Origin of the sequence: Streptomyces boninensis, assembly GCF_048572725.1 — a bacterium.
In the GTDB taxonomy this organism is placed as follows: domain Bacteria; phylum Actinomycetota; class Actinomycetes; order Streptomycetales; family Streptomycetaceae; genus Streptomyces; species Streptomyces boninensis.
In genome coordinates this window covers 5,872,252-5,886,055 of record NZ_CP183837.1, presented here as the reverse complement: position 1 = coordinate 5,886,055, position 13,804 = coordinate 5,872,252, and the positions used below count along the sequence as shown (strand labels likewise).

The following is a 13,804-nucleotide window of genomic DNA, read 5'->3' as shown; positions in this document are numbered from 1 at the left end:
GCCGGTAACCACTCTTCACGGAATCTGCCAGCAATTGCTGGCAGGTTTGTTCGGTTACGGGCGGAGGAAGCGGGTGACGGCGTCTTGCTCGGCGGCGATTTCCGCTGCCGCGGGTGTGTCCGCTTGGGGTTGGGCGAAGAGATCGATCTGGACCGTACCAGCGGGTCTGGTCCAGGTGCCGATCGCGGTGCCGTCCGCGATGACGGCGGCGCGGATCAGGCCGCCGCCGGGGCGGATCGCCTTGGGGGCGTGGTTGTGATCGCGGTGGCCCAGCCAGTGGCCGTCGTACATGGGGAGGAGGCGGATGTCAGGGCCCGGCCGCCGGTCGTCGGCGAGCGGTGGCCCGGACGGGGGCGAGGCAGCGGACGGCTCGGCCGCTCCTGCGGCGCGCCAGGCGGCCCGCGCGGCCGGCTTCGGCAGCCCGGCCCACATCGCGAAGTCGTCCGCGTCGGCGGGGACGTAGGCGCGCTGGTAGCGCCGGGCCAGCTCGGCCGCCGGGTCGGCGGGTGGGGCCGGGGCCTTCGGCAGCCAGTCGGCGAGGGCCGCGTACGCCTGCTCGCCGTCCTTCGACGGGCCGTGGCAGATCAGGCCGGACAGGCAGGCGCGGCTGATGAGGTGGAAGGCGGCCTGGCCCTTCGGCGGGATGCCGACGCCGCTGACGAGGCGGGCGGTGAGCTCGGCGCGGGTGAGGGGGCCGTGGTCGGTGACCGCCCTCAGGAGCAGGCGCTCGGCGCGGGCGCAGAGGGCGTCGTCGAGGCCGAGTTCGCGGTAACGGCGGGCGTTCGCGGCGATGTTGCGCGGCCCGTAGAGGGCGAGCAGCCAGCGGGCGTCGGCGGCCGGGACGAGGTGCAGCGTGCCGCGCATGAACCACCCGCGGAAGGCCGACCGCTCCCCCTCCAGGGCCACGGCGACCTGCGCCCGCTCCCGTACGCCACGAGCCCGCAGCCCCAGCGCCGCGGCGTCGGCGTCCTGGGCCTGGATCGCGAAGACCTGGTCGAGGACGGCGGCCGGTGAGGCCGCGCGGGCGTCCTCGCCGACGAGCTGCGCGCGGGCCCGGAGACGGACGGCGTCGGCGGGCTGGGTGGGAGCGCGGCGGCTGGTGTCCGCGGGCTGGGCGCGGCCGCGCTCCGCGTCGCCCCCGGCGGCCTTCCTCACCCCGTCCTCCCCTGCCGCCAGGCCCGGCGTACCAAGTACGCCGCCACTCCCACTGCCAGCACACCCGCCCCCGCCGCAATCGACGTCACCGGCAGCGCAAAAGCCAGCACCAGGCAGCCCAGCAGCCCGGTCACCGGCACCGCCCTCGGCGGGCGCCCCTCGTCGGGACCCAGCGTCCAGGCCGAGGCATTCGCGATCGCGTAATAGACCAGCACCCCGAAGGAGCTGAAGCCGATCGCCCCGCGCACATCCACCGTCGCCGCCACCGCCGCGACCACCCCGCCGACCACCAGCTCCGCACGGTGCGGCACCGCGAAGCGCGGATGCACCGCGGCCAGTGCGGGCGGCAGGTGCCGGTCGCGGGCCATCGCCAGCGTCGTACGGGAGATGCCGAGGATCAGGCCGAGCAGCGAGCCGAGTGCGGCGACCGTGGCGCCGATCCGTACCACCGGCGCCAGCCAGTCCGCGCCCGAGGCGCGGGCCGCTTCCGCCAGCGGGGCGGTGGCGTCGGCGAGCCGGCCGGACCCGAGGACGGCCAGGACGGCGACCGCGACCAGGGCGTACGTGATCAGGGTGAGGCCGAGCGCCAGCGGGATTGCGCGGGGGATGGTGCGGGCGGGGTCGCGTACCTCCTCGCCCAAGGTGGCGATGCGGGCGTACCCGGCGAAGGCGAAGAAGAGGAGGGCGGCGGCCTGCAGCACGCCGTGCACACTCGCGCCGCCGCCCGCGGTGAGGCGGTCGGCGTCGGCCGCGCCGCCAGTGAGTGCGGTGACGACGACCGCTGCGAGGACGGCGAGGACCGCCGCGACGATCGCGCGTGTGAGCCACGCGGACTTCTGCACGCCGCGGTAGTTGACCGCGGTGAGCGCGACGACGGCGCCCACGGCGACTGCTTGACGCTGGTCCGGCCAGGCGTACGCGCCGACCGTGAGTGCCATCGCCGCGCAGGAGGCGGTCTTGCCGACGACGAAGGCCCAGCCCGCGAGGTAGCCCCAGAAGTCGCCGAGGCGCTCGCGGCCGTAGACGTACGTGCCGCCGGAGGCGGGGTAGCGGGCGGCGAGGCGGGCCGAGGAGGTGGCGTTGCAGTACGCCACGACGGCGGCGACGGCGAGGCCGGCGAGCAGTCCGGCGCCGGAGGCGGCCGCGCGGGCGGCGGGGGCGAGGGCGGCGAAGATGCCCGCGCCGATCATGGAGCCGAGCCCGATGACGACGGCGTCGCCGAGGTCGAGGCGGCGGGCGAGGGATGGTGCGGGCGGTGAGCTCACCTCGGGCGCCTCCTTCCCGTGCGCGGGGGTCTTCCCTGGCTGGATCCTACGGAGCCGCAGCCGGTCAGCCCACCAGCGCCTCGGTGATCTGCCGCGTCGTCGCCGCGGCAATGCGCGGGCTGCCGGCGGCGTACGCCGTATACGCGCTCAGCCCCGTCGTCAGCGCCCACCCACGGCCCCGCAGCCACGTCGCGTCATCCACATCGAGCACCGCCCGGAAGGCCGCCCGGCTCGGACCCGACATCAGCGTGTACGCCATCATCAGATCGCACGCCGGATCCCCGACGCCAAGACCGCCGAAGTCGATGACGGCGCTGAGGCGCGGGCCCTTGGTCAGCAGATTCCCGGTGTGGAAGTCGCCGTGGAACCACACCGGCGCCCGCCCCCACCCCTCCGCGCCCAGCGCCGCCTCCCACAACTCCCGCAGCGCACCCGCGTCGAAGGCGCCGCTGACCTGCTCGATCGCGACGCGCGTCGAGGCGTCCCGCCCGGCGAGTGAGCCGTAGCCGAGATCCGTACGGCCGACGAGCTCGCGCACCCGCTCGGGGGCGAACTGCTGCAGCGCGACCAGGAATTCCGCCAGCTCCACGGCCGTCTCCGCCGACCCTTCGAGGGCCTCGACGGTCGCCACCTCGCCGTCCAGCCAGCGCGTGACGGCCCACGGCCAGGGATACCCGAGGTCCGGCTCCCCGACCGCCACCGGCACCGGGATGTCGAGCGGCAGGTGCGGCGCGAGCCGCGGCAGCCACTCGTACTCCTTCCTGGCCTGCCCGATGGCCCCGGCGTGCCGCGGCAGCCGTACGGAAAGGTCCTCGCCCAGCCGGTGGATGACGTGGTCGGAGCCGGCCGGCTCGACGCGCCGCAGCGGGAGCTCGGCCCACTGCGGGAACTGGGTGTCGACGAGTCGTCGCACGAGGGCGACGTCAATGTGCGGGCGCATCACCCGATCTTGCGATACGTATTCGTCGCCTGCTCGAACAGCACGGAAATTTCCTTGCGTTCGGACTCGGGGCCGAGGACCTGGACGACGTGGTAGCGGCCGTCGAGGATCATCGCCGCGTTGCGCGCGTATACGGCCCGGCCGCTGCTGTCCTTCCAGGTGAACTCGCCGACCGCGAGGGCCCGTTCGCCCACGTCGATGCGGCGCAGGCCGGATGCGGTGGACCAGTCGGAGGATTCCCGGTACGCCGCCAGCTCCGGCTCCCGGTCCTGCTGGTACGCCATCGGGTCCTTGCCGTACTTCTTGACCGTGTCCCGGCCGGGGACCACCACCAGCTCGTAGTCGCCGCCGATATACCTGACCTGGCCGCGGTCGTTCTGCCCGAGGCGGCGCCAGTCCTTGTCGACGGCGAGCTCGAAGCCGGCGCGGTCCTTGCGCAGCTCGAAGCCCTTGGGGAGGTCGGCGGGGTCGGGGCGGGCGGGTGACTGGACGCTCTTGCCGCCGCCTTCGCCCTGCTCGCGCTTGTCCTCGTCGGGCGCCGGGGCCGCCGGCTCCTGCGCGGACGCGGACTCGCGCGCCCCGCCGAGCGCGCCGCGGCGCTGCTCGCCGGCGGAGCCGTTCTCGCCGGACTTCGGCATGAACACCACGGCGTACGTGATCAGCGCCGCCATCGCCAGGAAGACGAGGCCGATGAGCGTACGGCCGAGGCTGCGCGGGCCGCGGGTGCGCTTCTTCTCGCGCTCGCGGCCGCCGCGCCGGTGCTTGCCGTGCAGCGGCACGGGGGCTTCGGTACGGCGGCGGCGCACCAGTTCGCCGCGGCGGCGCAGGACCGGGAGGCGGCGGGGGTCGGAGCGGCCGGGGCCGAGGGCGGAGCCGGGGCGGCGGCCCGGGCCGACGGTGGGGACGGTGACCGTGCGGGAGCCGATGTCCGGCTCGGGGGCGGTGCGGATGAGCGACCGCAGCCAGCCGCGGAGCTCTTCGAAGTCCGGCCGCTCGGTGGGGTCCTGACGCAGCAGCGACTCGACGACGGGGCGCAGCGCGCCGCACTCCTCGGCGACGGCGGGGGGCTCGGAGCAGACGAGCATGACCAGCTCGTTGACGTTCTCCTCGGGATACGCGGAGTGCCCCTGCACGGCACGGAAGAGCAGCGCGCCGAGCGCCCACAGGTCGGCGGCGGGGCCGACGGGGGGTGCGAGCTGCCAGTGCTCGTAGACGGGTCCGGCCTGCTCGGGCGCCCAGCGCTCGGTGACCGGGCCGATCATGGTCATGCGGGCGTGGCGGGCGCGATCCGCCGCGAGGCGGGTGGTGGGGCCGCGGTAGGCGTGCGGCTGGGTGCCGTCGCCTCCGGCGGCGCTGTCCGCGTCGGCGACTCCGTCCGGGTCGGCGTACGGGTCGATGTCGGCGTGCGGGCCGCCCTCGCCTGCGGCCCGCTGCGGCGCCTTCGTCAGCCCGGAGGAACCCTGCGCGCCTCCCGGCAGCGGCACCGCTATCGACGCCCCGGGCCGCACCCCGGGCAGGCCGCCGCCATACGTGGCCGACCCCGGCCCGGCCCCACCCCGCTCGCGGGCCTCCTGCCCGGCTTCGCGGTGGTCACCGGTCCCGTAGGGCGAACTGCCGGGCACACCGGCGCTCCAACCGCCCGTGTCGTGGGGGTCGCCATGTGTGCCCGTGTCGTACGGGCTGCCAGACTCGCCGCCGGCCGTGCCGGGCGGATATCTGCCCGCCGGGTCATCACCGGACCCGCCCTCGCCCACGTCGGCCGGGCGCCCCGTCATCTCGACCTGGTCCGCGTACGTGGGCCCTGCCACGATCCGCGCCGCCTCGCGCGCACGGGCGCGGGAGCGCTGCATCGCGGCGGCCACCGAGCCGGGCTGCCCGCGGACGTACCCCGACCGCTCCTCCTGCGCCTCGCCGCCCATCGCGGACTCCGGCCACCCGGGGCGCCGCCCAGGCGCCCCGCCACCGGGGCCGTTCCCGTACGCGCCCCCGGCCCCAGCGCCGCCCGGCGGCATGGCCTGGCCCTCCTGCGCCGGTACGTGCCCCGCGGCAGCACCCGCGCCCTGCGCCCCATGGCGCGCCGCCGCATCCTCCGGCGCCGCCGCTACGAATCCCGTGCCCGGCACCAGCCCCGGCAGCCGCGGCAGCCCGCCGCCCTGCGTCTGCCCTAAGTCCCCGCCCTGCTCCGAACCGGCGCCCACCGGCCGCCGCGCGCGCCCTCCAGCTCCGGGACCACCGGCTCCACCACCACGCGCCGGGCCACCGCCCCGCGCCAATCCGCGGTCACGCGCCGTACCGCCACCGCCACCGCCACCCGGACCACCGCGCAGCGCCGGGCCACCACCCGCCAAGCCCTCACCAGGCCCCTCCGCCCCCGGCGGCGGCCCCGGACTCCCGGTCGGCCGCGGCGCCTCCCCCCACCCCGGCGGAGGGGGCAGCGGGTCGAAGCCGCACAGCGCCTCCTCCGCCGCGCCCGAGGCGAGGCCGGTCAGCACGATCCGGCCGTCCTCGCAGACCAGCACGGTCCGCGGGGTGATGTTCCGGTGCGACCAGCCATGCGCGTGCAGCGCGCGCAGCGCCGTGAGGATGTCGGCCGCGACCTCCGCGCCGCGGTACGGGGTCAGCGGGCGCTCGCGCAGCAGCGCGGCCAGGGGGCGGGCCGGGACCAGTTCGCTGACCACCCACAGGCTGCCGTCTTCCGCGAAGACGTCGAAGACCTGGTCGAGCCGCGGATGGTCGGGTATCGCCGCCGCCGCGCGGGCCGCCTCCAGCGCGCGCTGGACGACCGCGTCCGCCCCGTCGTCGGCGCGCCCAGCCACGACAGACCTCGCGTCCTCGACCAGCTCCGCGTCCACCACCTCTGGCAGCGGCACCTGCCGCACCAGGACCTCCTGGCCGCTCGCGGTGTCCAGCGCGCGGGTCTCGACGAGCTCCTCCTCGTCGGACGCGGGCAACGGCAGGCGGTAGCGGCCGGCGAGCACCCGACCCGCGTAGTCGTCCACAGCGCCTCCCCACAGGGCATGCAGAGTGTGCCGGATTTCAGAAGGTGGTCAAGATTATTCTGGATGGAAGCACGTCAAATACGGTCAGATTGGCGCGCGTTGCGGATGCGTACCGTCCGCGGACTATCACCATACGTGCTCACCCGGGTCCATGAGTCCCGTACGCCAGGACTCCCGGGAACTGGCCTGAAGCGCGCCGCAGCACCGCCCCCGGCGCACTCCGCGACTCAGTCCACCACCTTGAACGACGCGAAGGCGGCGTCACGCACTGTGCGGCACTCCGATCCGTCCCAGCCACCCTCCGGACACGTGATCATGATGGCGTAACCATGCGTGTCGTCGACCTTCATGCCGCGGTTGAGGACCCGCGTCTTCTGCCCGTTGGACGTACGGCTGAACTGCCAGTCGGCGACCGTCGGATAGCCGCGCCAGTCGGTCTTCGCGAGGCTGATGCGCCGGTAGTCGTTGCTGGAGCTGCGGACGCTCGGCTCGGCGGCCTTCCACGCGGCCAGCGCGTCGTCCTTCGGGCTGGCCCCGAAGTCGACCTGGATACGGGGGTATCCGCCGCGCTCGCTGAAGATCGCGCCGCCGCCGCCCGAGGTCGTCCCCGTACGCTTCCAGCCCTTGGGGATGGCGATGGAGAAGTGGAACTTCGGCACGTTCACCGACTTGTACCCGGCGGGCACGCCGCCCTTGCTCGCCGAAGGGGTCGGCTTCGGGCTCGGCTTGGCGGACTCCTCGGGCTTCTTCTTGTCGGCCTCGGCACCGGAACCGGACTGCCGCTCTTCCTCCTTCTTCTCCCCCGCGCCGGCGGCGGGCTTGCCGCCGCCCTTGGCGCCGTCGTCCTTGCCGTCGTCGCCACCACTCAGCGCCACCGCCAGGACCGTGCCGAGCACGACCAGCGCCAGCGCCCCCGCGATCACCATCAGCGTCCGCCGCGGCATCGCCGCGACCCGCCGCACGGCCTCGGCGCCCAGCGCCGCCGCCTTCTCTCCGACCCCCGGCCCGGCGGGCCGCGCCGGGGCAGCGGGCCGCGCCGCGGTCTCGGCCGCCGAAGCCGCATCGGCCTCAGTCGAAGCCGGGGCCGTTGCCGGGGCCTTGGCCGCCGGCTCCGCGGCCGGTGCGGGCGGCAGCGGCACCACCTTCGTGGCGTCCATCGCCGTCTCCGGCTCGGCCTCCTCGGGCGCGTTCACCGCGTACTCGAGCAGGGCGCGCGCGCCGCGGTCGTCCAGCCGCTGGTCCGGGTCCTTGATCAGCAGGCCGTAGATGACCTCGCTCAGCGGCCCGGCGTTCTTCGGCGGATCGAAGGCCTTGGTCATGACGGCCGTCAGCGTCGCTATGGCCGAGCCATGGTCGTACGGCGGATGGCCCTCCACCGCGGCATACAGCAGCCCGCCCAGCGACCACAGGTCCGACGCGGGACCCGGCCGGTGCCCGCGCGCCCGCTCCGGTGAGATGTACGAGGGCGCGCCCACCAGCATCCCGGTGGAGGTGATCGAAGGGTCGCCCTCAACCTGGGCGATGCCGAAGTCCGTCAGGACGACCCGGCCGTCCTCCGAGATCAGGACATTGGACGGCTTCACGTCCCGGTGCAGAATCCCCTGGTCATGCGCGGCCCGCAGCACATCGAGGACGGCGATGCCGACCTCGGCCGCCCGCCGCGGCGTCAGCGGCCCGTCCTCCCGGGTGACTTCGGCGAGCGAGCGGCCCTCGATGAGCTCCATCACGATCCACGGCCGGTCGTCCTCGTCGACGACGTCATAGACCGTCACCGCCCCCGTGGACCGGATCCGGGCGATCGCCTTGGCCTCGCGCAACGTACGCGTGATGAGCCGCCGCTTCTCGTCATCATCCACAGCCGACGGAAAGCGCAGCTCCTTGACCGCGACGGTGCGCCCCAGCACCTCGTCCCGGGCGCGCCAGACCGTGCCCATGCCGCCGCGACCCAGCATTTCGCCCAGCCGATATCTCCCGGCCAGCAGCTTTCCGTTGTCCCCTTCGCCGCCCATGAAACCCCTCTGTCAACCGCCCCCCGGCAGAGCCTCCATTGTGTCCCATGGGACCGACAGCGGAAGCCCCGGGTCCACCCCGCCCAGAGCCTGGGACAGAGCTGTGACGGATGCTCCGGGTGGGTCAGCCGACCAGGGTCAGGTGATCGGCGCAATAGGCGTAAGCGGCCGGCTTGATCCATCCCCACGGGAGGAGGGCCGAGTGGAGCGACGCTGCCGAAAAAGTCTTAGCGAAGCGGGCTTTTTCGGCAGTGTCGCGGAACTCGGCCCGGCCCACCCACCATCAAGCCCGTCCGGCGCTTGAGGACCCCGTGGCGAAGCCACAGGGTTCTAAAGCGGCACGATGTCCGGCGCCCCGAGCCGCGCCGCATCGGCAGTCTGGTCATCCGGCTGCTGCTGCGACTCCCGCTCCGCGGCCACCCGAGCCGCGTAATGCTCGACCTCCCGCTCGATCTGATCCTTGTCCCACCCCAGCACCGACGCCATCAACTCCGCGCACTCCCGTGCGCATCGCGTACCCCGGTCAAAGGTCTCGATCGAAATCCGCGTCCGCCGCGTCAGCACATCATCCAGATGCCGCGCCCCCTCATGCGACGCCGCGTACACAACCTCGGCCCGCAGATAGTCCTCAGCCCCAGTAAGCGGCTCCGCCAGCGACGAGTCGGCCGCGATCAAGTCGTACAACTCCTGCGCCAACGACCCGAACCGATTGAGCAGATGCTCGATCCGCACCACATGCAGCCCGGTCTGCTGGGCCGTCCTGGCCCGCCCGTTCCACAGCGCCGTATAGCCCTCGGCCCCAAGCAGCCGCACATCCTCCGTCACACACTCCGCCACCCGCTGATCCAGCCCGTGCACAGCCGCATCCACCGCGTCCTTGGCCATCACGCGGTACGTCGTGTACTTCCCGCCCGCCACCACCACAAGACCCGGCACCGGATGCGCCACCGTGTGCTCCCGCGACAGCTTGCTCGTCGCCTCCGACTCACCCGCCAGCAGCGGCCGCAGGCCGGCGTACACACCTTCCACGTCATCCCTGGTCAGCGGCACCGCGAGCACGGAATTCACATGCTCAAGCAGGTAGTCGATATCCGCCGAAGACGCAGCCGGATGCGCCTTGTCCAGATCCCAGTCCGTATCCGTCGTGCCCACGATCCAGTGCCGCCCCCACGGAATCACGAACAAAACAGACTTCTCGGTCCGCAGAATCAGCCCGGTCGACGAGTGGATCCGGTCCCGCGGCACCACCAGATGGATGCCCTTCGACGCCCGTACGTGGAACTGCCCTCGCTCCCCGACCATCGCCTGCGTCTCATCGGTCCACACCCCGGTCGCGTTCACGACCTGCCGCGCCCGCACCTCGAACTCGCCGCCCTGCTCGAGATCGAGCACCCGCACGCCCACGACCCGCTCGCCCTCGCGCAGGAAGCCGATGACCCGGGCCCGGTTCGCGACCTTCGCGCCGTACGATGCGGCCGTTCGGATGAGGGTGGCCACATAGCGCGCGTCATCCATCTGCGCGTCGTAGTACTGCAGCGCCCCCACCAGCGCGTCCTTCTTCAGGCACGGCGCCTCCCGCAGGGCGTGCCGCTTGCTCAGGTGCCGGTGGCCCGGCATCCCTCGCCCGTGGCCCTTGGCCATCGCCATGACGTCGTACAGCGCGACGCCCGTGCCCGCGTAGAGCCGCTCCCAGCCCTTGTGCTGCAGCGGATACAGGAACGGCACCGGCTTCACCAGATGCGGCGCGATCTTCTGCGTCAGCAGCCCACGCTCCTTCAGCGCCTCTCTGACCAGCGTGAAGTCCAGCATCTCCAGATACCGGAGCCCGCCGTGGATCAGCTTGCTCGACCGGCTCGACGTGCCGGAGGCGTAGTCCCGGGCCTCGACGAGACCCGTGGCGAGCCCGCGCGTGGCCGCGTCGAGCACCGTGCCGGCGCCGACGACGCCGCCGCCCACCACGAGTACGTCCAGCTCGCGCTCCGCCATCTGAGCGAGGGCCGTGCCCCGCTCCTCAGGCCCCAGTTTGACTGTCCTCACCGCTGCCTCCCGCTGGACGGCTGTGCCGTTCAAAAGATGTGCGCCGTCTCTCGATTCTGTCCGCATCCCGGACTTACAGCCACCGTGCGAACGCAATGGCACCGGGTGCCCTGCGCTCCGGTCCGCAACACCGTGACCGCCAAGATCACCTCAATACGGAATTCCTGTCATATATGCCCTTAGCCTGACAACTGACCCACGAGCGCGCACCCGCGCGCCCCGCGCCCGCGAGCCAGGAAGGACGGCCCCCATGCCCGCAGACCTCGCCGTCGTCGGCCTCGGCCACCACGGCCTCCCGCTCGCCCAGGCCGCCACCGCCGCCGGGATCACCACGCTCGCCTACGACCCCGACCCGCGCACGGTCGCCGAGCTGATGGCGGGCAGACCGCCCGCCGACGGCTCGCTCTCCGCCGCCGAGCTGCGCCGGATGCTCGCCCACGGCTTCACCGCCACCGCCGACCCGGCGGCGCTCGGCCGGGTCCGTACCGCCGCGCTCTGCGTCCCCACCCCGCTCGGCGAACACCGCGCCCTCGACCTGAGCGCCCTGGAGACGGCCGCCCGCACCCTCGCCGCCCGGCTGCGCCCCCGTACGACCGTCCTCCTGGAGTCGACGGTCTACCCGGGCACCACCCAGGGCCTCCTCCGCACCCTCCTCGAAGACGGCTCAGGGCTGCGCGCCGGCCGCGACTTCCACCTCGCCTACTCCCCCGGCCGCCTCGACCCGGGCAGCCGCAGCCACGGCTACGGCAACACCCCGAAGGTGATCGGCGGCCTCACCCCGGCCTGCACCGAGGCCGCCGCCGCCTTCTACGGGCGGCTCACCGACCGTGTCGTACGCGCCCGCGGCCCGCGCGAGGCCGAGGCGGTCAAGGTCCTGGAGAACAACTACCGGCACGTCAACATCGCCCTGGTCAACGAGATGTCGTGGTTCTGCCACGACCTCGGCGTCGACCTGTGGGACGTGATCCGCTGCGCCGAGTCCAAGCCCTTCGGCTTCCAGGCCTTCCGCCCGGGCCCCGGCGTCGGCGGCCACGGCGTCGCGGTCGACCCCACCTATCTCCCGTACGAGTCGCGCAGCCTCGGCTATCCCCTCCGCATGGTCGAGCTGGCCCAGGAGGTCAACTCCCGGATGCCGCGCTACGTCACCCAGCGCTGCGCGCAACTCCTCAACGAGCACGGCAAGTCCGCCCGCGGCGCCCGCATCCTCCTCCTCGGCGTCACGTACAAGCCCGACCTCGCCGACACCGAGAACTCCCCGGCCCGGGAGATCGGCTCCCGGCTGCGCGAGCTGGGCGCGGAACTGAGCTTCCACGACCCGTATGTGACGGACTGGCAGATCCAGGGCCGTACGGTCGAGCGCGCCGACTCGCTCTACGACGCCGTCTCCGCCGCCGACCTGACTGTGCTGCTGCAGCACCACAGGACGTACGACCTCCAGGGGCTCGCGGTGAAGGCGCAGCTGATGCTGGACACCAGGGGTGCGGCGCCGGCGGGCGCCGCACACCGCCTGTAGTTGTCCCAGTAGTGTCACGAGACCCAGAGGGGGCTTGTTGGCGCGCACACCACAACTGCTAGCGTGCGCACCTGCTCACGGTTCGTGCCTTGCCGCTCAACTTGGAGGCCCGGACCGCCAACATCTAACGTCCCCGGGGGATCCAACACCCATGAGCCAGCCCTGGCAGCAGCCTCAAGACCAGAATCAGCAGCCCGGCGCCTTCGGCGGTCCGGCCCCGGCCGGCCAGTTCGCACCGCAGGTCCCGCAGCGCAGCGGCAACGCCGCGCTCGGCATCATCGTCGCGGTCGTCGCCGCGGCCGTCCTCGGCATCGCGTACGCGTACGTGCTGAAGGCGACCTTCAACGAGGACAAGGGCGAGGTCACGCAGATCGGCTACGTGGCCATCATCGTCGGCGCGCTCATAGGCGCCGCGGCCGGCAAGCTGGCCGGCCGCAACATCGCCGTCTGGGTCATCGGCGCGGTGCTCGCGCTGGCGTCCGTCTTCCTCGGCGAGCTGTACGGCTACGCGCTCATCATGAACGAGTACGTGCCGGGCGCCCCGGCCACCACGGAGATCTTCTTCGAGCACTTCGGCGACCTCTTCGACGGCTGGAAGGAAGACGCGGACGCGCTGAACTACATCTTCTTCCTGCTGGCCCCGGCCGCCGCGGTGAGCGTCGCGACCCGTACGGGCAAGTAAGCAGCCCGCAGCACCGCAAAGCCCCGCGCCCCGGACGGATCTCTCCGTCCGGGGCGCGGGGCTTTGGTCTGCGCGCTCGCTAGCGCGACCGGGCGACCGTGACCTCCACCCGCTGGAACTCCTTCAGCTCGGAGTACCCGGTCGTGGCCATCGACCGCCGCAGCGCGCCGAAGAAGTTCATCGAGCCGTCCGGGGTGTGCGCCGGGCCGAGCAGGATCTCCTCGGTCGTCCCCACCGCGCCGAGGTCCATGACCTTGCCGCGCGGCACGTCCTCGTGCACGGCCTCCATGCCCCAGTGGTGCCCGCGCCCAGGCGCGTCCTCGGCGCGCGCCAGCGGCGAGCCCATCATGACGGCGTCGGCGCCGCACGCGACGGCCTTCGGCAGGTCGCCGGACCAGCCCACGCCGCCGTCGGCGATCACGTGCACGTACCGGCCGCCGGACTCGTCCATGTAGTCCCGCCGGGCCGCGGCCACGTCGGCGACCGCGGTGGCCATCGGCACCTGAATGCCCAGCACGTTACGGGTGGTGTGCGCGGCCCCGCCGCCGAAGCCGACCAGCACGCCGGCCGCGCCGGTACGCATCAGGTGCAGCGCCGCGGTGTACGTGGCGCAGCCGCCGACGACGACCGGGACGTCGAGCTCGTAGATGAACTGCTTCAGGTTGAGCGGCTCGGCGGCGCCGGACACGTGCTCCGCGGAAACGGTCGTGCCGCGGATGACGAAGAGGTCGACGCCGGCGTCCACGACGGCCTTGGAGAACTGCGCCGTCCGCTGCGGCGAGAGCGCCGCGGCGGTGGTGACGCCGGAGTCCCGCACCTCCTTGATCCGCTGGCCGATCAGCTCTTCCTTGATCGGCTCGGCGTAGATCTCCTGCATCCGCTTCGTCGCCGTATTGCCGTCCAGCTCGGCGATCTCGGCGAGCAGCGGCTCCGGGTCCTCGTACCGCGTCCACAGGCCCTCGAGGTTCAGCACCCCGAGGCCGCCCAGCTCGCCGATCCGGATGGCGGTGGCCGGAGAGACCACCGAGTCCATCGGCGCGGCGAGGAAGGGCAGCTCGAAGCGGTAGGCATCGATCTGCCAGGCGATCGAGACCTCCTTCGGGTCGCGGGTGCGCCTGCTCGGCACGATGGCGATGTCGTCGAACGCGTACGCCTTCCGCCCGCGCTTGCCCCGCCCGATCTCGATCTCAGTCACTGTGTGCCT

General features: G+C 73.2%; 9 protein-coding genes. 2 read left to right on the top strand and 7 right to left on the bottom strand.

The features are described from left to right. Positions 1-54: 54 nt before the first annotated feature. The 6 genes from ACNNMR_RS27055 to ACNNMR_RS27030 all read right to left on the bottom strand — a co-directional run bounded on the left by ACNNMR_RS27055 (position 55) and on the right by ACNNMR_RS27030 (position 10,405). Positions 55-1,155, bottom strand: a complete 1,101-nt coding sequence (locus ACNNMR_RS27055; RefSeq protein ID WP_419997277.1) for a DNA glycosylase AlkZ-like family protein — start codon at positions 1,153-1,155, stop codon at positions 55-57. Next, on the bottom strand, positions 1,152-2,420 hold the full coding sequence (locus ACNNMR_RS27050) for an APC family permease (protein ID WP_419997276.1): 1,269 nt from the start codon (positions 2,418-2,420) through the stop codon (positions 1,152-1,154). Before ACNNMR_RS27050 ends, ACNNMR_RS27055 begins: the two co-directional genes overlap by 4 nt. 64 nt (positions 2,421-2,484) lie before the next feature. After that, on the bottom strand, positions 2,485-3,360 hold the full coding sequence (locus tag ACNNMR_RS27045) for an aminoglycoside phosphotransferase family protein (protein ID WP_419997275.1): 876 nt from the start codon (positions 3,358-3,360) through the stop codon (positions 2,485-2,487). After that, positions 3,360-6,359 (bottom strand): protein kinase, encoded by a 3,000-nt coding sequence (locus ACNNMR_RS27040; RefSeq protein ID WP_419997274.1) that lies wholly within the window; start codon positions 6,357-6,359, stop codon positions 3,360-3,362. Before ACNNMR_RS27040 ends, ACNNMR_RS27045 begins: the two co-directional genes overlap by 1 nt. 227 nt (positions 6,360-6,586) lie before the next feature. Then, positions 6,587-8,368, bottom strand: coding sequence for a serine/threonine-protein kinase (locus ACNNMR_RS27035; protein WP_419997273.1), 1,782 nt, complete (start codon positions 8,366-8,368; stop codon positions 6,587-6,589). A 330-nt stretch (positions 8,369-8,698) separates the two neighbouring features. Then, positions 8,699-10,405, bottom strand: a complete 1,707-nt coding sequence (locus tag ACNNMR_RS27030) for a glycerol-3-phosphate dehydrogenase/oxidase (protein ID WP_419997272.1) — start codon at positions 10,403-10,405, stop codon at positions 8,699-8,701. Between the two features lie 250 nt (positions 10,406-10,655). On the opposite strand from ACNNMR_RS27030, the gene ACNNMR_RS27025 reads away from it, so the two are divergent. Continuing rightward, entirely contained in the window at positions 10,656-11,918 is a 1,263-nt protein-coding gene (locus ACNNMR_RS27025; protein ID WP_419997271.1) for a nucleotide sugar dehydrogenase, read from the top strand. Positions 11,919-12,069: 151 nt separating this feature from the next. Then, positions 12,070-12,600 carry a hypothetical protein gene (locus ACNNMR_RS27020; protein ID WP_419997270.1) on the top strand — a complete coding sequence of 177 codons (531 nt, stop codon included), beginning with the start codon at positions 12,070-12,072 and terminating at the stop codon, positions 12,598-12,600. A gap of 79 nt (positions 12,601-12,679) precedes the next feature. On the opposite strand, the gene ACNNMR_RS27015 is transcribed toward ACNNMR_RS27020, so the two are convergent. Further along, positions 12,680-13,795: a GuaB3 family IMP dehydrogenase-related protein gene (locus tag ACNNMR_RS27015; RefSeq protein WP_419997269.1), complete on the bottom strand. Its 1,116-nt coding sequence runs from the start codon at positions 13,793-13,795 to the stop codon at positions 12,680-12,682. Positions 13,796-13,804 lie beyond the last annotated feature (9 nt).